This window comes from Desulfuromusa ferrireducens, assembly GCF_055389805.1.
Map to the genome: position 1 here is coordinate 3,561,363 of NZ_AP042415.1, position 19,278 is coordinate 3,580,640.

At 49.9% G+C, this 19,278-nt stretch carries 17 protein-coding genes and 2 riboswitches; of the genes, 6 read left to right on the plus strand and 11 right to left on the minus strand.

Features of this window, described 5'->3' with window-relative positions:
• Positions 1-145: 145 nt before the first annotated feature.
• From ACZ5PT_RS15880 to ACZ5PT_RS15915, 8 genes are all read right to left on the minus strand, one after another.
• Positions 146-1,363, minus strand: a complete 1,218-nt coding sequence (locus ACZ5PT_RS15880) for an ABC transporter permease (RefSeq protein WP_464264002.1) — start codon at positions 1,361-1,363, stop codon at positions 146-148.
• Positions 1,350-2,105 carry an ABC transporter ATP-binding protein gene (locus ACZ5PT_RS15885; protein WP_464264003.1) on the minus strand — a complete coding sequence of 252 codons (756 nt, stop codon included), beginning with the start codon at positions 2,103-2,105 and terminating at the stop codon, positions 1,350-1,352. The genes ACZ5PT_RS15880 and ACZ5PT_RS15885 overlap by 14 nt, the downstream gene beginning before the upstream one ends.
• Entirely contained in the window at positions 2,102-3,331 is a 1,230-nt protein-coding gene (locus ACZ5PT_RS15890) for an efflux RND transporter periplasmic adaptor subunit (RefSeq protein ID WP_464264004.1), read from the minus strand. The genes ACZ5PT_RS15885 and ACZ5PT_RS15890 overlap by 4 nt, the downstream gene beginning before the upstream one ends.
• A 1-nt stretch (position 3,332) precedes the next feature.
• Positions 3,333-4,664 (minus strand): TolC family protein, encoded by a 1,332-nt coding sequence (locus ACZ5PT_RS15895; protein WP_464264005.1) that lies wholly within the window; start codon positions 4,662-4,664, stop codon positions 3,333-3,335.
• 119 nt (positions 4,665-4,783) lie between these two features.
• The gene (locus ACZ5PT_RS15900) at positions 4,784-5,455 is read right to left on the minus strand and encodes a hypothetical protein (protein WP_464264006.1); all 672 of its coding nucleotides are present in this window, start codon (positions 5,453-5,455) and stop codon (positions 4,784-4,786) included.
• A gap of 88 nt (positions 5,456-5,543) precedes the next feature.
• The gene (locus ACZ5PT_RS15905) at positions 5,544-5,966 is read right to left on the minus strand and encodes a hypothetical protein (RefSeq protein ID WP_464264007.1); all 423 of its coding nucleotides are present in this window, start codon (positions 5,964-5,966) and stop codon (positions 5,544-5,546) included.
• 242 nt (positions 5,967-6,208) lie between these two features.
• Positions 6,209-6,676 carry an EF-hand domain-containing protein gene (locus ACZ5PT_RS15910; RefSeq protein WP_464264008.1) on the minus strand — a complete coding sequence of 156 codons (468 nt, stop codon included), beginning with the start codon at positions 6,674-6,676 and terminating at the stop codon, positions 6,209-6,211.
• Positions 6,677-6,825: 149 nt separating this feature from the next.
• Entirely contained in the window at positions 6,826-7,515 is a 690-nt protein-coding gene (locus ACZ5PT_RS15915) for a winged helix-turn-helix domain-containing protein (RefSeq protein ID WP_464264009.1), read from the minus strand.
• Positions 7,516-7,821: 306 nt separating this feature from the next.
• On the opposite strand from ACZ5PT_RS15915, the gene ACZ5PT_RS15920 reads away from it, so the two are divergent.
• Positions 7,822-9,222, plus strand: a complete 1,401-nt coding sequence (locus ACZ5PT_RS15920) for an ATP-binding protein (RefSeq protein ID WP_464264010.1) — start codon at positions 7,822-7,824, stop codon at positions 9,220-9,222.
• A gap of 10 nt (positions 9,223-9,232) precedes the next feature.
• The gene (locus ACZ5PT_RS15925) at positions 9,233-9,907 is read left to right on the plus strand and encodes a response regulator (RefSeq protein WP_464264011.1); all 675 of its coding nucleotides are present in this window, start codon (positions 9,233-9,235) and stop codon (positions 9,905-9,907) included.
• A gap of 446 nt (positions 9,908-10,353) precedes the next feature.
• On the opposite strand, the gene ACZ5PT_RS15930 is transcribed toward ACZ5PT_RS15925, so the two are convergent.
• A complete protein-coding gene (locus tag ACZ5PT_RS15930; protein WP_464264012.1) occupies positions 10,354-11,202 on the minus strand; it encodes an HDOD domain-containing protein in 849 nt (282 codons plus the stop codon).
• 167 nt (positions 11,203-11,369) lie between these two features.
• Positions 11,370-11,447, minus strand: a riboswitch (cyclic di-GMP riboswitch).
• A 666-nt stretch (positions 11,448-12,113) separates the two neighbouring features.
• Between ACZ5PT_RS15930 and ACZ5PT_RS15935 the strand changes: the two genes are divergently transcribed.
• From ACZ5PT_RS15935 to ACZ5PT_RS15950, 4 genes are all read left to right on the plus strand, one after another.
• A complete protein-coding gene (locus ACZ5PT_RS15935) occupies positions 12,114-13,190 on the plus strand; it encodes a lytic transglycosylase domain-containing protein (RefSeq protein ID WP_464264013.1) in 1,077 nt (358 codons plus the stop codon).
• Positions 13,191-13,778: 588 nt separating this feature from the next.
• Positions 13,779-13,864: riboswitch (cyclic di-GMP riboswitch) on the plus strand.
• Between the two features lie 70 nt (positions 13,865-13,934).
• Positions 13,935-14,885, plus strand: a complete 951-nt coding sequence (locus tag ACZ5PT_RS15940; RefSeq protein ID WP_464264014.1) for a carbon-nitrogen hydrolase family protein — start codon at positions 13,935-13,937, stop codon at positions 14,883-14,885.
• 26 nt (positions 14,886-14,911) lie between these two features.
• Complete coding sequence (locus ACZ5PT_RS15945; protein ID WP_464264015.1) at positions 14,912-15,367, plus strand: GFA family protein; 456 nt, start codon at positions 14,912-14,914, stop codon at positions 15,365-15,367.
• Between the two features lie 78 nt (positions 15,368-15,445).
• Complete coding sequence (locus ACZ5PT_RS15950; protein ID WP_464264016.1) at positions 15,446-16,291, plus strand: sulfurtransferase; 846 nt, start codon at positions 15,446-15,448, stop codon at positions 16,289-16,291.
• 620 nt (positions 16,292-16,911) lie between these two features.
• Here ACZ5PT_RS15950 and ACZ5PT_RS15955 read toward each other — a convergent pair.
• Both ACZ5PT_RS15955 and ACZ5PT_RS15960 read right to left on the minus strand, forming a co-directional pair.
• Complete coding sequence (locus ACZ5PT_RS15955; protein WP_464264017.1) at positions 16,912-17,616, minus strand: hypothetical protein; 705 nt, start codon at positions 17,614-17,616, stop codon at positions 16,912-16,914.
• A gap of 553 nt (positions 17,617-18,169) precedes the next feature.
• Entirely contained in the window at positions 18,170-18,793 is a 624-nt protein-coding gene (locus ACZ5PT_RS15960; protein WP_464264018.1) for a hypothetical protein, read from the minus strand.
• Positions 18,794-19,278 lie beyond the last annotated feature (485 nt).

A 19,278-nucleotide genomic window follows, 5' to 3' on the forward strand; every position in this document is an offset into this window, starting at 1 on the left:
AAATGCCCCTTATAACTCTAAAATCGGCTCTGCTGCAGAGGGGGATCAGCTACTTGCCCTTGGTATGCAGATAGCTTTTACCAAAAAGTTAAAAGACACCAAGGTCAACGATCTGAATGTCAACTGCCTTCCTCCTTGGTCGCTTTTATTCATAGCGCAATGCGTCGATCGGATTGAGGTTAGCTGCTTTGCGCGCCGGATAATAACCGAAGAAGATCCCAACTGCGCCGGTAAAAAACACAGTTACCAGGACAACGGCAGGATTGATGGTTGCACTGACACCGAGTACTGTCCCAACCGCCCAGGCGGCACTCAGCCCACCGAGGATCCCAAGGAGCCCGCCGATCAGGCTGAGGATAGCTGCCTCGGTGAGAAACTGTGCGAGGATATCGAAGGGCCGCGCACCGATGGCAAGGCGAATCCCGATCTCACGGGTGCGTTCGGTCACCGAAACCAGCATGATATTCATGATCCCGATACCGCCGACCAGCAGGGAAACCCCGGCGATGGAACTGAGCAGCAGGGTCAAGGTGCCGGTGACCCGGGTGGCGATTTCGACAATCTCGGTCTGATCGCGGATGATGAAATCATCCTCAGCATCGGCGGCCAGTCGGTGTTCAGAGCGCAGCAGGGTCGTCAACTCCTCCTTGGCCGCGTCCATCGCTTCGGAGCTGATGGCACTTGCGGATATATCACGAATCGTCTTGCCGTCACCCAGACGGTACAGCACCGTGTTGTCGGGAGCAAAGATAATATCGTCCTGATCGTTGCCCATGGATGATTGCCCCTTTTCGGCCATCACGCCGATCACCTTAAAGGGCACATTACGAATGCGCAACCGCTCACCGATGGGATCGCTATCGGGAAAAAGTTCATCGGCGACCGTCTTGCCCAGCACCGCGACCTTGGCCCGCGTCTTACTATCCCGGGCCGTGAAGAAGGTTCCGCTTTCAATCTCGTAATTGCGGATCGCCAGATAATCAGGCGAAACACCGGTGATCGTCGTGTTCCAATTGTTGTTTCCGGCGATCACCTGCCCGCTGGCGCGAACCTCGGCAGAGACCCAGCGCAACTGCGTCGCGTTTTTCTCTAACCGGGCGACATCCTTCATCGTCAAGCTCGCCCGCGAACCGGCGCCACCGCGCACGCCGCCCGTATCTATGCTGCCCGGCCGCACCATCAACAGATTGGTTCCTAAGGAGGCAACCTCCCCTTCGATATCCTTCTGCGAGCCTTCCCCCAGAGCAACCATGGTGATCACCGAGGCAACACCGATGATAATTCCGAGCATGGTCAACAGGCTGCGCATCTTGTTGCGGGCAATACTCTTCAGGGCGACCAGGATCAACTTATGCCACCTCATCAGACACCTCCTCGGCCAGCGTTAGCAGATCGGCCCGCGCATCGCGTGGCTGCCTATTGATCTCATCGCGCAACAGCACACCGTCACGCAGCTCTATCAGGCGCCCGGCATATTCAGCGACCTCTGTTTCATGGGTGACCACAACCAGTGTCAGACCGTCGCGATTCAGCTTCTGGAACAAGGCCAGAATATCGAGGGTGGTGCGACTGTCGAGATTGCCAGTCGGTTCATCGGCGAAAATAATCGGCGGATCGGTAACCAGCGCACGAGCGATAGCCACGCGCTGCTGCTGCCCGCCAGAGAGCTGGTTCGGCTCATGGTCGAGGCGATCTCCCAGGCCAACGTGCTGCAACGCTTCAATGGCGCGCGCTTGAGGATTGGCGACCATACGATGCCGATCGTAGAGCAGCGGCAGCTCGACATTTTCCAGCGCGCTGGTCCGTGGCAGCAGGTTGAAGCCTTGAAAGACGAAGCCGATCTTGGTATTGCGCAGATCAGCGAGCTGCTGCCGATTCAGGGAGTCGACCGGCAGGCCTTCGAAGCGATAGCTGCCGCTGGTCGGGGTGTCGAGGCAGCCGAGGATGTTCATCAGCGTCGATTTGCCGCTACCCGAACTGCCCATGATGGCGACAAACTCGCCCCGGCCTATCTCCAGAGAGAGGTCATCCAGAGCCCTGACCTCGACATCCCCCAAGGAGAAAACCTTACAGATATGGCTGAGATTGATCTGTGCTTCGCTCATGGTCGCGCCCCTCCACCGCCTCCGGACCTCTGCCCCGGGCCGCCCCCGCCACCCATCGGTCCTCTTTGCCCCTGGTTCATAAAACCGAACAGTGAGAAAGCCTCTTCTTCAGCATCTTCCCCCTCCTGTTTCATGCCGATGGCAACCTGCATCCCGGCAGCCAGCTCGTCGCCAGCAACCTCGGTCAACAGTCCGTCGCTCTCTCCCGCAGTGATCTGGACCGCCCGTAAGCGGCCATCGGCCTGCCGGCTGAAAATCTGGCTGCCGTCGTTGCTCCCGCGATTCGCGTCGGGTGTGAATTTGAGTGCGGCAACCGGCACCAGCAGGGTATTTTCAGCCTGATGGACGATAAAGTCGACGGTTGCCGTCATGCCCGGCATCAGCTTCCCCGATTCATTACTCGCAGCGACGATCACCGTGTAGGTGACAACGTTGTCGACAGTTGACGGCTGCAGGCGGATCTGACGGACAGTGCCGGTGAAAATCAAATCTGGATAGCTTTGCACCTCGAAACGCACCTGTTGCTTTTGGCGGATCTGGCCGATATCGGTTTCATCGACCTGGGTTTCGATCTGCATCTGCGCCAGATCTTCTGCGACCAGAAATAGGGTCGGGGTACTGAGGCTTGCTGCCACGGTCTGTCCGGCATCGACACTGCAATCGATAACCGTTCCGTTAATCGGTGAGCGGATTACCGTATGTTCAAGGTTGATTCGAGCCTGTAGTAGACCGGCTTCGGCAGACTGCAATGATGCTTTTGCCGTAGCCATGGCCGTATTCAGGGGCAGGAATTCCTGCTCTGAAATAAAGCCCTTCTCGTACAGGGGTTGATTCCTGTTGAATTCGGACTCGGCCTGTTTGAACTCGGCCTCGGCTTTGAGGACGATTGCTTTGGCGTTATTGAGTGCGGCATTGTACATGTCCTGATCGAGGACAGCCAAGATCTCCCCTTCTTTGACCTGATCGTTGTAATCGACCTTCACCTGCTCAATGGTTCCGGAAACCTGGGTGCCGATCTCCACCGTCTCCACTGCAGCCAGGGTTCCGGTACTGGAAATCGTGATCTCAAAGTTGCCTCGTTCGACCTGAGTAAACTTGAAGCGGGGCATCGATGCCGTTAATTGCTGCTGAAACAGAGTCAACCAGGCGATAACAATCAGTGCTGAAATCGCGATCAACAGCGCCCCTTTTTTGAGGAATCCTAGTTTTTTTACTTGTGCTGCCATATCAATTTTTCTCCAGACTTAATGCTGCAAAAAGCGGTTCCATATCACCAATGTAGTAAGCGAGCGCTATCTCCTGATTGACCAGGTTGTAGTTGGCTTCTATCTGCTCAAATGCTGCAGTTACATAAGCGGTCCGGGCCTGGCTGAGTTCGACCAGGGTCGAGGCCCCGACCCGATAGCGTTCCTCGTAGGATTGCAGAGATTGACGAGCTGAAGTTAACTTGCTGTCGACAACCTCAATCTGCTGCTGCGTTGTTCGACGGGCCTGGATCGCCTGTTCTATTTCGAGACCGACTTGCAGTTGTTTCTCCTTAAGTGCCAACTGTTCATTACGCTGCACTATTTTGGCTTTGGCAATTTCGTTGCGCGTCAGATGACGGTCAAAGATCGGGATCGTCAGTGAGATACCAACGGTTGCATCGAGGCTGTCATCCAGCAGTTGCTCTGAGAAGTCTTCATCTCCCGAACTGCGATACCCGGAGGCCAATTTGGTAAAGAGATCAAGCTTGGGTAACTGTCCGGCCCTGGCCTGACGAACCTGCTGCCCGGCGGCTTCAATTTGGTGCTGTTGGGCCTTGATATCCGCCCGGTTATTAAATGCTGTGGCCATCAGCCTTTCGAGTTCGGCATCTGTCAGCACCGTTGACAGACTGTCAAAATCCGGGGCAGCGGCCCGATAATCGATCATCGGGGCCAGCCCCATGGTCTGCATCAGCAGCAACTTATTGTCGTTGAGGTTCTGCTGTGCCTCAAGCAGGTCCTGCTGCGCCTGTTTAGTTTCTACCTGCTGCTGATAGAGGTCGCTTAACGCAAGCCGTCCGGCTTGTTGAAAGGTTTCGATCTGCTCCAACAGCTTGCGGTTCTCCTGCAGATTTTCATCTTTAACCAGGATCAAAGCCTGATTGGTGAGAACCTGAACAAAGTTGGAAAAGGTCTCAAAGACCAGGGTCTGCTGCTCGCGAGTCAGGGTTTCCTGCACAGCATCCAACTCCAGTTCAGCGTTTTTCAGCGCGGCACTGTCGGCAAAGCCGTTGAACAGATTCAGCATCGAGGACAACTCCGTAGAGAGAGACCAGTCAGCTTGAGAAGAATCCTGCCCGGCTACAGAGACATTCAAGTCCGGGTAAAAATCTGCTCGTTGCTGGGAGACAGAAATTTCTGCAGTTTCCAGTGCATTGACTTGCAGGCTGAAGCCGGGATTGTTTTTTAATGCGATCAGCACTGCCTGTTCGAGCGAAAGAACCTGCTCTGTTTGAACCTCACAGTTCCCACGGCAGGGCAAGGCCAAAACAATGATAATAATGAGAGCTGCGGGCCAAATTCGAAAACGCATTGTTCGTGTCCTATCTTTCTTATTCATGACCTTGCCGTTAAACGGCAAAGAACCTGAATCTGCCACTAAGGGGCCAATTGGGTGGACGGGTTCAAGCCGAGGAAGATTGACTGAGGATATCAGGCTTCAGGTTTTTGCTGGTTTTTAGGCTCGTTATCGCCTCTGATCTCATTCACATCCAAAAATCCGTCACGGTTCCGATCCAGACGATCCCAGTGCGGCTTCAAATTGGTAGGGGCATCTTTCTGACTCAATACGCAGGCAAGCTGATTTCGAAGCGGTTGACAGGTCCCGGTAAATGTTTCACCAACTTGGCAGGTGACCTGTTCATTTTTGCCCTGGCAGGCCGCAACGATCTCCGGCGGCAGACCTCTATTGTCAGACTTTCGGGTTTTGTTTGGAGCTGAATTCGTGAAACGTTCTGCGTTGCAGGCATCACGACAATAGTGTCGATCTCCACAGGCCAAATCGTCCGAACCGTCACAATATTCCTTGCATGCCTGCTCATTTCCAGCCTCGAGTGCAGCGGAGTAGTCGCCATCTGGTCCGAGCTTTGATTGGGCATCCACGCTGATGAAATCAGCATTTAGGTTGAATTCATGAACAGCACAGGCGTCCCGGCAACTCCGCCGTGTTGCAGCATCGACCTCACGACAGTCGCAACAGTCCTTACATTGACTTTCGTTGCTGGTCTTGTTCAGGCAGTTAGAAGAGGTGGTTCCAGCCTCCGCATTACCGATGTGGATGACGAACATGAAACCAACTAGACTTAACAGCAAAAGTTTATTCATAACCATGACCTTCTACTTTTCGTTCTCCAAATGAGTCCCAGGAACAAATTCTCCCGGGACTCATCTGGGAATGGATTTTCTTGATTGCCTACTTTCCCCGGCGACCTCCCACCGGTACGGCGGCAAGTTGACCGTCTTTCTCCTCGCACGTTGCCTCTTGCGTTTCACCTCTACGGTCAATAAATTCGATACTGTCACCAGCACTCTTGTCTTCACATGCCTCTATCGCTTCGGGCGGCGGCCCCTGTGGGCGGCGATCGCTACCTTCTGGTTTATTGTCGGGAACAGCAGCCAGTTGACCGTCTTTCTCTTGGCATGTCGCTTCGAGAGTTTCACCTCTACGGCCGGTAAATTCGACATTGTCTCCGGCGCTCTTACCTTCGCAGGCTTCTATCGCTTCGGAAGGTGGCCCTTTGGGGCCGCGGACTTGACCACTGGCAAAGCTGGCGGATGGTAGCAAAATAGTCAGTGTCAAAAGTAAAACCGCTGTGCTCAATACCTGTTTCTTCATCTTGAAACTCCTTTTGGGTGCCGTACGCTATCGATTTGCTTGTCAACACAATAGCCATGGAATAAGGAGCAAATAGGGAAGAAATGGGGAAAAAGCTGGGAGATGAAAAAGTCAGGTGGGTGAGTTAATGGTCTGAAGATAAAAACCTGAATCCGGGTAACCGGATCCAGGTTGAGGAAGATCGACTGACAATAAGATCGTCAGACTGTTTCTGAAATATGTTGCGGATACATGTTGATTTGTTAGGCAGTCAGCTTCAGCGCAGAATAGTCCTCTTCACTCTCACTGCTGCCATTTAACAGCTCAATCAATTGACTGATGCTGTCGTCGTCACTGTTCGCCTGATAAGCCGAACTCACTTGTTTGGGCGGTGGTGGAGGTGGCGGCATCATGCCGGATTCACCCTCTTCGCTACCAACCATTCCTGATGGGTTGAAGCCCTGGCTGGATATTAGGCCGAAAAGTTCTTCGCCACTTAAGCCGCCATCCCCATCGGCATCGTACGTCGAAAGCGCTGCTTCGACATCAAGACTGTTTCCGGTGATTTCCTCGATGCCTGCGGTCAGCGCATCCAACTCACTGGATGAAACGATTCCATCCATGTTGGTATCCGCCACATCGAAGACAGTTTTGTCGCTTGACGGCGATTGTCGCTGCGCACCGCTGGTGCCCATCATCGACATGCTGCTCATGCTTACGCTGTTGATCATCTTGACCTCCCAAATTGGGTTACTTCATGACGTCCGGTCGCAGACAGTCTTCCTGTATATTTATTGTCGACCTGCGGCTCAGACAATTTTGTAGCAATCTTGTCACCCGGATGTAACAGTTTGTAACTTTCCGGTAGGAGTTTTGTTACTCACTCGAAAGCCGCCACAAACTTATAGCCTGCGCCCCGGACTGTTTTCAGGTAGCGGGGCATAATCGGATCGTCACCTATTTTGTGCCGAATCCTTGAAATGTAATTATCTATTCCCCGGTCGTAGCCGTTATAGGAGGAGTTGTAGAGATATTGATGAATGTCATCGCGACTGACGACACAGCCAGCCTTCTTCACCAGTGCCCAGAACAGATTGAACTCGATGGTCGAAAGCTGCGCCGGTTGCTCGGCGACAAACACATCCCGCTTATTGGCATCAACCGTCAAATGACCAAAGGTTTGCACCGCTAGCGGTTCGGGTGGTGCGAAACGCCGCAGTAAAGCTTTGATATGTGCGGTGAGCAGCGGAGAACTGAGGTTGCTGGAGAAAGACAAGTCAGCCCCCATGCTCATGCAGAGGGTGTGGGTTCGTTCGTCGGCATCATCGCTCAGCACCACTAGCAGCCCTTTGTAGCACGAGCGAATTTCGCGACAGACGGCAATCCCAACCACACTAGGCCCCGGAGAGTCGATGACAACCAGTTGCGGTAAATCGGCAGAAATCACTGCCTGGGCCCGTTCCCAGCAGTCGGCCTGACAGGTGCGGATATCGTCCTCTTCCAACCGTAACTTAACGTCTTCAATAATATCTGAGCGATGTGAAATCAAAAGTACTGTAGTTTGATTCATTACTCTTATCCGTTTTTGAAATTGTGACAAATGCCGTACGTTGAACTCGTTATGCGAATCCCGATCACAGATCGACAAATCGGCAAGTCTTTCCTTGATAGAGGCATTCTAGAGTTGGAATGAGGAGCAAATAAGGAAGAAAAAAGGATTTTGCTACTCAGGTGGGTAATTATTTTTACGCTCACTCCATATTTCTTCCACATTCAAGGCTTATGCTGTTTCTGCCTTAATGGTCGCCAGAAGAGTCAAAAAATGATTAGCTAGTTCTGTATATCGCTGCAATTAAAAAGAAACAAAGAGGTTCCTATGACTTTTCAGATTAAGTACAAGCTTTTTTTCACTCTGTTGCTGACCAGCATAGTGGTCTCAAGCGGGATGTTTCTGTTCATGCAGTGGAGCTTCGATCGCGGTTTTCTCAACTACGTTAACAGTCAGAAGGTTGAAGGACTCAATCGACTGTCAGCAAGCCTCATCGATCAATACAGCAGGCATGGGCAATGGCAGTTTCTTCAAGGAAATGAGCAGCTCTGGCATCAATTGATCAGAGCCACTGACAGAGAAATTGAGCGATCCCGTCCAGGCGCGGAGCAACCTGCCCTTCGGCCGCCGCCTCCCCCGCGTAAATTCACACCCGGATTTGCCCTGTTTTCAGCCGATAAAAAACAAATTTTTGCCCCACCGAGGGGGACTGAACATCTCCAACTGACCCCTCTCGTCTTTCAGGGGAAAACCATCGGCTATCTGGCGCTGGTTCCAGTCAAAGAAATTTCCGATGCTGGTGACCTGCTTTTTGTCGAACAACAGACCGAGTCTTTTGCTCTGGTTGCTCTGGCGATGGCACTGCTCTCGTTGCTGCTCGCTTATCCGCTGACAGTCCACCTGCTCCGCCCGATCAAAGAACTGACCGGGGGCACCCGCAAGCTGATCGCCGGTCGCTTCAAAACCCGTATCCCGGTGATGAGCAAGGATGAACTGGGTCAGCTCTCCGCAGATTTCAACAGTTTGGCAATGACATTAGAAAAGAACGAGCAGGCCCGACAACAGTGGGTCGCCGACATTTCCCACGAGCTACGCACCCCACTGGCAGTACTGCGGGGAGATATTGAAGCGCTACAGGATGGAATTCGTCAACCAGGGGCTCAAACCTTCGATGTGCTCCACAGTGAAGTCATGCATCTGGGACGTCTGGTCAACGATCTCTACGAACTCTCCATGTCCGATATCGGCGCCCTTAGCTACAAAAAAATCAATACCGACCCGGTTGGGATTCTAAAAGGAACTGTCGAGTTGTTTGAGCCGCGCTTTGCGGAAAAAAAGTTGCGACTTCGTAGCGAATTGCCAATCGATGTCAATTTTTCATTTCTGGCCGACCCAGACAGGTTGCAACAATTGTTCAGCAATGTGTTGGAAAACAGTTTGCGCTACACCGATTCACCGGGGCAGTTGAGCATCAGCATGAAGACAGATAAAAACTTCCTCTTATTCTCTTTCGAAGATTCACTGCCGGGTGTTCCAGAAGAGCAGATTTCCAAATTGTTCGAGCGCCTCTACCGGGGTGAAGTATCGCGAAATCGCGACACAGGTGGAGCCGGATTGGGGTTGGCAATTTGCAGTAATATTGTGGAGGCCCACCAGGGAGAGATTAGCGCAAGCGCTTCTGCTCATGGCGGACTGGCAATTACCATTAAATTTCCACTGCAGAGTTGAGGACACCGAGATGAAAACCAAAATACTGATCGTTGAAGATGAACAAAGGCTGGCCGAACTACATCGCGACTATTTGCAGCAATCCGGGTATCAGACAGAGTGGTTGGCAAATGGATTAAAGGTTGTCCCTTGGGTCAAAGATAACTCGCCTGCGCTGATTCTTCTTGACCTGATGCTGCCCGGAAAAGACGGCTTGGAAATCTGTAAAGAAATTCGCAGCTTCTCCAATGTCCCGATCATCATGGTCACCGCCCGCGTTGAAGAAATTGACCGTTTGCTCGGATTGGAACTGGGTGCTGACGATTATATCTGCAAACCGTTTAGCCCCCGCGAAGTGGTCGCACGGGTTAAAACCGTTTTACGGCGCAGCTCGCCGCAAGCCAAAGGGGGGGCTCAACAACTCCTAACCCTTGACGAAGAAAGTTATCAGGCGACCCTGCAAGGGCAAAAACTTGATCTGACTGCAGTCGAATTTAAGCTTTTGAGCATCCTGGCACTCAAGCCAGGTCGAATATATTCGCGAGATAAACTCATGGACAAACTCTACAGCGATCAGCGAATAGTCTGTGATCGAACCATCGACAGCCACATAAAAAAACTACGCAAAAAGATCTCCGTCGTTGCACCTGAACTGGAGTTGATTCATTCGATTTATGGGGTTGGGTATAAATACGAGCAATCATGAAATCTGTAAGTTTTGACCGGCTAAGTTCTCGACTCCTACAGGTATCGACTTATCGGACGCAGATTGAAGGCTATTTTTGGCCAAATTGCCGACCAGGCTAAAAAATGTCTCGGAAGTTGCTCTATATTGAAATATGGGTTTAACCGTGGCCAGACCGAGCATGTTCTGAATATCGCCACTTCCAGTAAGTTAATGTTTGATAAGTACCCTATTCAAAGAACAGCCCATGATCTGTTAATCATGGGCTGTTCACGTTCTACGGAGGGTGATTTTTTACTTGCTGGGGACAGATCTGCTTTCACTAGCGCTTTCTACGATGACGTGCGGCAAGAGGCCCGAGGTATCAAAGCGAGGTCGTCTAGACGGGCGTGTAGATAAATGAGACAGGCACCTAGACAAAGCCGTCCCACTCATTTAGAGGTTTAGTTAAAACGGCAGAGTGGCAGTTAATCCGAAAGAATAATTGCTAAGACTTCTGAACACTCAAGGTCAATAACTTCCGCCAACATTTTGAGGTATTCGATACTCAAATCTTGTCCTTTCAGGCGGGTTCCTGCCAACGTATCAAAATTGGAGGAGTGGTCTGTTTTTGTGCCAGGCGCGACAATGTCGGTAATCATTAGGGCCAGGCTCAAAACACGGGCCTCATCGGCGTAATCTTGGGCTGCCTCAGGAGAATATTGAAAGCGAATTGGGTGCCAGAGATTTTTTGGCAGTTGCCAGTCTTGCAATAGTGCCGAGCCCAGTTCCGCTGTGCTGAAACCAAGCACCTGACATTCGATTTCGCTGAGACTCTGTTTACTTTTTTTGACGCGCTCAAGAATTTTCCGTGCTTGTTCCGGTAAGTATAAGAGCAGAATGAGGCTCCCAATATCATGTAGAAGCCCGGTAAGAAAGAGGGTTTCAGCCTTGCCTGTCTGGCAGAATTCAGACAGCTTCTTAGCGGTCAGTCCACAGAAAACGCTGTGACGCCAGAAACTGTCCATATCGATTAAATCAGATGGAACTTTGTTGAAACTCTTTGTGACTGTTGACGCCAGGATCATGTTGCGCAACTCGATAGTTCCAATCATGGTAATGGCCCTGGAGATGGTATCGATCTGGGAGGGGAAATTATAGAAGGCGCTATTGACCAATTTCAAAATACGAGCAGCAAGGACTGGATCATGGGAAAGAACTTCGCCTATTTCTTTAACTCCGGCGGTTGGTGAATTTAGCAATTCGTTGGCGCGTACGACGATTTCTGGCAAAGAAGCCAGTTGTTCCAAGTCTTTGATGAATTCAGTCAATTGCATATAATTTTCCCCGAATGTCATTAAGTTGCTATATTTAGCTGATTGCTTGATTCGATTATCGTCCCTGTTCAAATGAGGATTGGGGTATTGCCCTCAACAGGGAGCAATAAAAAAGACCCCCCTCTCAACCGAGACGGGAGCCTACAGACTAATTGCTCTTTCCGCCATTCGGTAACCCGGCTATCCTAGATTGAGGACCCGTGGCTTTGCGTCACCAGATTTCTCTGATTTTGCCTTTTCGTGTTAGTAAGTACTAACCTAAATCAAGAAGACATACAACTCAATATGAAAATCATCATGCTTTTTCTGTGTTTCACAACTGGTAAGTTTCGACGGGCAAGGTCCTGCAAGTGTCGACTTGTTGGGCAGTGAACGAGCCTCATTTCAGCTCGACAACTTCGACCTGACGAATTTGTCCTGGAAGTTGCCCTGTATTGTTTTACGGACCTATCCACGAAAAAAAGGTGATTCAGCTTCAATGCCCCGAAATCTAAGAGAAAGCCACTTTTCAATCGAAAATGATGGTCAGCAAATTGCGCTACCCAGGAATCCGCTTGTAACGGCGCTTTGCTGAGAACTCTTTAGTTACAACCTTTGTTTGGTGGATAGAACCGTTGTTTTATGGGTCAGGATGTTGGACAGATCGAGGGTTACTGTAAATCGCGATTTCCAGTAACCGTCGGAGTTTTCGGGCTGAAATGAGCTTCGTTCTCTGCCCGACACAGGTCGACACTTGTAGGAATCAGACTGTTGCCGGTCAATACTTATAAAATTTGAACATTTATTTAAGCCCCCTCTTGCGGGCCTTCCTCTGTAATGTCTTCCTAAAAAGTCTATACTATAGTTTTCTTTCTGAGCAGCTTGATTTAAGGAGAACCATGTTCTGTCGTTTATGGGTCATAGGGTGGCTGATGGCCGGTCTGTTTTTCAGCGGGCCGACACTCGCCGCAGACAGGGACGAGGCAATCCCGCCATTAATAGAAAGCCTCCGCCTGAAGCAATCACTGACATTTTGCGGCGAGGCTATCCCGCTGGAAGATCCCGACGTGCGGGAACGTATGGAGAAGGAACTCCTGATATCTCTCTGGGATCGGGATCAGGCGGTTTTGTGGCTGAAGCGCTCCACCCGCTATTTACCTGTTATCGAAGCGATGCTTTCCCAGGCTGGGCTGCCCGATGACCTGAAGTATATCGCACTGGCTGAAAGTGCCTTGCGTCCACATGTCGGTTCACCCAAGGGCGCTATCGGCTTCTGGCAGTTTTTACCTGAAACCGGGCGTCGTTACGGCTTGATCGTCGACGAGTCCATCGATCATCGAAGAAACCTGACTGCTTCTACTAAGGCTGCACTGACTTATTTTTCAGAGCTTTTCGGAAAATTTGGGTCCTGGAGTCTAGCGGCAGCGGCATACAACATGGGGGAGGAGGGTCTGCAGGCGGAAATCCTGGCTCAGGGTGTCAGCAACTTTTATCGTCTTTACTTACCGTTGGAAACCCAGCGTTACCTATTTCGAGTTCTTTCGGCCAAACTGATCCTGACTCAGCCAGAGCGTTACGGCTTTCACTTGCAGGACAATGATTATTATCCTCCCATCAGGTTTACCACCGTCGAATTGACCTGCTATGAGGAGACCAGTCTGACAGTGGTGGCGCAGGCAGCGAAAACCGATTATAAGCGGATCAAGGATTTGAACCCTGAATTGCGCGGTCATTATCTGGCGGCGGGAACCTACACATTAGCCGTCCCCGAAAACACGCCCCTGGGATTTCAAAAGCGTTTCAAACAGGGGCACCACGAATGGAGTCAACAGAGGCAGGAGCGGATCTACATCGTTCAACCTGGCGATAACCTCTCGACCATTGCCGAACAATTTCGGGTACCTTTGGCCGCGATCCTGATATGGAACCGCATCGACCTCAACAGCCCTCTACATCCAGGCGATCGTCTGATTATCCACAAGGTTGAAAGTCGCACAGTTAGCCCCTGAGAGAGGTACTTTCCTCTGACACGCACCTAACAACATTGCATCGAAACTTTCCGTGGCGATTCATTTATTGTGCAATTTATCAAACGGATTCAGGGTCGGATACTCCCCGCGTGCTTGAATGTGGCATTGATCAGTTAGATTTTACTGGGAGTGGCCACTTCCAGTAAAAAGTGTTCGATTAATACCCTATTCCAAGAAAAGCCCACGAAATGGTAATTGTGGGCTTTTCGCGTTCTATAGAGGGTGACTTATCGGACAGTCAGCGCCCCGGCAAAAGTCCTTTAGATATATGGAAATCCATTTTGACCTGATATTTGAAAACGAAGCAAAAATCTTTACCGGTTACTCCGGTTGCCAGTCACAACCGCTAAATTTTGCGAATCAGCATTAAGGGTGTCCTTTATTGCAGATTTGATGAAATCCATTGGCCATCTTTTCCCCGTAATGTCGAAACCTATCTGACATTACTAGTTAACCCAAATCTAAACGATATAGTCTGTTTCCTGAAGATTAGGCTTAGGGGAAAACACATATCAATGATTGATGACTTGACCGACCACCTATTGCTGATAGCATTACCTTGAAGAGTCCACGAAAAGCTAAACCTGTTGAGAAACAGGGACTGAAAGCTACGGATCTTTCCCCTTAACCTGCAAGATAGCCGAGCTGCCGAAGGATATTAAATTCTACGGTGAGTTCGGTTTTTTTGTTTAAGGCTCACTGATTAAAGTTCTGGAGACGCAAATGACAAAACTTGCTGTCATACAAAGTCCGCCGGTATTCCTCGACAAGCATAAGACGATTGCTTTGGCTGTCGATCTGATTGAAGAGGCGGTTATCGGTGAGGCCGATCTGATCATTTTTACGGAAGCCTTCGTTCCGGGCTATCCCACCTGGATATGGCGATTGAAACCAGGTGGTGACTGGGGTCTTTCGGAGGAATTACACGAACGCCTGCTAAACAACGCGGTTCGTACTGACTCAGAGGACCTGACTCCCCTTTACGAGGCAGCACGAAAGCACAAGGTCACAGTTGTTTGTGGCATAGAGGAAAGGGACAGCCAACTGAGTCGAGCGACACTTTACAATAGCGTCATTATCATCGGTCCGAATGGGCAGTTATTAAACAAGCATCGCAAGTTGATGCCAACCAATCCGGAGAGGATGGTCTGGGGGTTCGGTGATGCTACCGGACTAAAAGTGGTCGAAACACCGGCCGGCCGAATTGGCACCTTGCTGTGCTGGGAGAATTACATGCCGCTGGCCAGATATGCCTTGTATTCACAGGGTGTGGAGATCTACATCGCACCGACTTATGACAGTGGTGACGGCTGGATTGGCAGCTTGCAACATATTGCCCGCGAAGGGCGCTGTTGGGTCATTGGTTGTGGGAACCTTCTGCAAGGCAAAGATTTACCAGATGATTTCCCTGAAAAATCCCGCCTCTACCCTGACGCTGAAGAATGGGTAAATCCCGGTGACTCAGTCGTTATTGCTCCCGGTGGGGAGATCGTCGCCGGACCGTTGAACAAAGAAACTGGTATTTTGCACAGTGAGATCAATCTGGAAAAAGCCGCAAGTGCAAAACGGGCGCTGGACATTGCCGGACATTATTCGCGTCCCGACATTTTTACGTTACACGTCAATAACAGTCCTCAATCACCAGTGAGATTTACAGATAAGCCTATTTCATAGAATCTTTTCGGTATCAGGAGATCATCATGACTCAAGTAGCAAGTTACAGTGGCAGTTGTTTTTGCGGAGCCGTTGAGTTCGCCGTAAGTGGCGATCCCGAGGTGATGGGCTATTGTCACTGCGATTCCTGTCGACACTGGTCTGCCGGTTTGGTCAACGCTTTCACTTTATGGCAACCAGAGAGTTTCAAGCTCACCAAAGGTGCAGATAGTATCGGCTCCTTTGATAAGTTTGCAGCGGCAAATAACGAAGCTGGAACGAGTGTGCGCAAGTGGTGCAAGACCTGCGGCGGTCATGTCTTTATCGAGCATCCAACCATGGGGGTTGTCGACGTACCGGCGGCGCTTATCAGGGATTTTTCTTTTACCCCTAGTTTCCACGTACATTATCAAGAAGCAGTTCAAATGATGAAAGATGGTTTGCCAAAATTTAAAGATTTACCTGCTGAAGCTGGCGGCTCTGGTGAAGAGTTGCCTGAGTAGATCAAATATTGGATTTTTCAAGACGTTCGATTGTTATGGGCAGCTAAAAAGAACTCTGCATATTTTTTCAGGGCTGATATGAAATATCCTCTATTGGTTGGCCCGCAATGGCTTGACGATAATCTCGCCTCCCCGGAGATTGAGGTCATCGAGAATGCCTGGGTTGCTGATGCTTACTCCAAAGCCCACATCAGCGGGGCCTTCTGCGTCACTTGCCACCCCTACCTGAAAAAAGATTCTGCTGATGGCGAGCGTTCACAACATGTCATGGACCCTGTTGCGTTTTCAGAACTATGTCACCGCCTAGGTCTGCAAAGTGATAATCATTATGTTATCTACGATGACTATTATGGACTTTTCTCGGCACGTTTTTGGTGCGTTTGCCGGTACTTTGGGCTGAATAATATCAGCATTCTGGATGGCAGTTGGCGTGGCTGGTTGGCACAGGGACGGCCAGTCTCAAGTCGATTGGACATTCCTGTTGTTGGCAGCGACATCGTTGTCGAACCTCATTCGACACATTTTATTGGTTTGGAAGAATTAGTGCACATATATGGCAACCCCGGAGTTCAGATTTGGGACACTCGCCGCGAGGGAGAATATAACGGTGATGAGCAAACAGATAACCTGCGACAGGGCCATGTTCCTGGTGCGCTTAATCTCGTATGGACTGATCTGTTGACCGAACCGGCGCACGAAGGCGATCCGCGTTTCCTCAAACCTCTGACCGAATTGGAACAGTTACTGGCCAAATTGGGGTTAAGACGCGACAAGACAATCATAACCTATTGCCAATCTGGCAACCGGGCGGCCTTTTGTAACTTTGTGCTGGAGTTGCTCGGTTTTACGCACCATCGACTCTATGATGCATCCATGGGTGAATGGGCAAATCTGGTTCAAACGCAACTTGACTGTGGTCCCTGACTGCACCAATCACTTTTGAAAAAGATTTTTGTCTGAATAGGGCCGCTTTTCAGAACTAGTAAGTTTTGACCGACAACCGCCATCCCTGATTCCTGCTAGTGTCGACTTATCAGACATCGAACAGGCCGATTTCTGCCCGAAAACCTCGCCCCGACGAAAGTGTTCTGTAAGTTGTTCAGTATTGTTTTGACGGTCAGAATGTCGGCCAGGTGAGCATGTTCTGAATATCGCCACTTCCAGTAACAGCCGTCTCAAATGTATGGAATTGATCGACAGCAGACCGAGTGGATCTGTTGATTTGGGAGCCAGATAGTGCAAAATCTCTTCTGGAGCGACACCGGTATAAGCCTACCCTGCCGAAAACAATCAGCTATTCCCATCCAGATTGTCTCGAAAGTCCGTTGCTAAATGGCCCCTCCGCTAAACTGCTGAAAATGCAGCAAAGCGAAAGGGCCAATTTGACGTTCCAAAAGTCGGGGGCCATGAGATTAAGTCACAATATTTGAGATACCAGAAACGAATAAGCCCCGCAGCAACGCTGCAGGGCTATATTTGTCAATCCAATCCGCTCTATAGGAGGGGACCGTTAATCATTGCCTTGATCGCCGCCTGCGCCGCCGTTAGAAACCGGCACCACCGCCGCCAATCACACTACCAATCACCGAATTAACCGGATCGTCTTCCCGATGCCGTTTGACCAGTGATTTCTCACCACCGATGTAATAGCGGATACCGCCCATGGCGTGTTCATAATCATTCTCACCGGTCGCCAGATCGGCAAATACAGCCAGACCGGCCATCACCTGATATTCAGCGCCGAGGTGGACTTTGCCATCATCGGTGTCGGCAATGCTACCGCCAGCTTCAACCATCAAGTTGTCCATCGGGTAGTAGCGCAGATCGAGACTGCCGAAAACCGAGTCATCAACATCACCGTCCTGAAGACCACCGTTGACAGCGAGAGTGAACTGATCCATGTAGGCTTCAGCTTCAATGCCGTAACGCTCAAGCTGCACGTTTTCCAGCTCGGCATAAACACCGGTCAGGCCCAGCAGGTAGAGTTCAGGGTCACGAGTAAACAGGTGAATGCCGCCACCCTTGACCTCATCATCGTCAATCTCGCCAAAGGCTCCATCAAACTGAACGCCGAATCGCTCACCCAACGGAATCGTCAAGCTACCCGCAGCAGCCTTGCCTTCTTCACCGTCAAAGCTTCCGCCCAATGCTTCGACCTTGCCGTTAATGGCAGACACAGCCGGGTCTTGCGCGAACGCAGGAGCGCAAATCAGCGCCAGCAGTACAAACAGAACAAGAATCTTCTTCATGGAACCCTCCAAGCAAAAGTGTAATAGCCGCAGAACGCCTGCGGAAAGTGGTGTACTAACGATATTTAGGGGGATGTTCGAGAGAAACAGACGTGCCCCCTCCGGCCAATCCATTAATTCAACGTAGATTACCGGATTAAGCAGATACGATCAAGCTTTGCCGGAAATGTGGTGACCCTTTCAAGGCCTTGGGGATTGGTGTCTCATAAGTATGGAGATGATCGACGGCCGATCGTCTAGATTGGCCAATTTGGAAGCTAGCCAGATCAAAATCATCACCAGATCTGTCCGTCCAACCTCCTATCAAATTTGAATAACACGGCTATTTTCAACCAGACTGTCTCGTAAGTCCGTATCAAAAAGGCCCTTCCGCTAAGCTGCTGAAATTACAACAGGGCGAAAGGGCCAATCCTACTGTTTCAAAATGGAGGAGTGAGATTTAAGTCACTACATACGAGACACCAAAGACGAAGAAGCCCCAGCTATGACCGGGGCTTCATTTTGTTACGACTACGAGACGCAAAAAGGAAGAAGCCCCGGCCAAAGCCAGGAATTATTCAAGCTGTGTTTCAATATAATTAGCCATTGGATCAATCAATTTTTTAACATACGATGCTGAGAAAATTTTTGCTTTATTATACTTTTCCCATAGCCTGTTTTTGAGTTCTTCCTTGGTAATACCCTCCTTGAAGTACGGGGTCTCAATGGACCTCATATCGTAAATATATCGTGACAACTCAGATAATTTTTCCGTTCGTTTAAATATAGTATTAACCATCCCGATCGTTTCAAACAACAACTGCTTTTCTCTAGCCAGGTGAATGGATAATTCTGCGGCCTGGTTCATATACCGGACAAGTTCTTTTTGATTTATTGTCCCCTCCTGGCTGCCATTTAGCCGCCATAAGTAGAGGTGGTAATCAATATGCAGGTTGGCAAGCATGAGGGAATCATAAAATTGATTGATTATCATTTTATGGCCCATTAACTTGCTATAGACCATTTGCTTGTTTCGATGATCATCTATGCTGATTTGAGTAGAAACCCCCTGGTAGTAACCGATGATCCCTGAACACGCGGCAATTATAATTGCACTAATAATAGCTAAAGCTGTTTTGCTTATCCTGGAGCCCTGATCGTGTGGTTTATCGTTGCACGCTGTTTCTTCTTCGGCCATAGAACCCCTCTTTCAGAAAACTTCACACCCAATAGGTCAGTTTGAATCTCCACTCTTTTTCTAGACACTTCTGAACCAAAACAGAAAAAGCTATTTCCCAAATTAAGTTGGAAAAATGACTTTGGTTTATTACTGAACTTTACTCACGCTATCCACCCCTTCAGCACGATATCAATTCATCAGTCAAGAGTGGTCAAATATGCTCATTAAGTCAAGAATTTGATCGCAGCGTCACGCTATCTCAAAACTATGAAGTTTTGACGATTGTCATTAGGCCAGCAAAGCTGAACTTCATGCTTCTCACAAGTTGTGCCTTAATGGGTCTCAATTATCCATAGGATATAATTGAAATCAACATGACAGATTCCAACAGTATGTTTAATTTTTTAAAGTAGTGTCGCGCCCTCGCATCTAATCAGCTTTCCACACGAATCCCGAAGAACCTAAAAAAAAGGCCCTCAGCGCGAAGCCAAGAGCCTTAAATT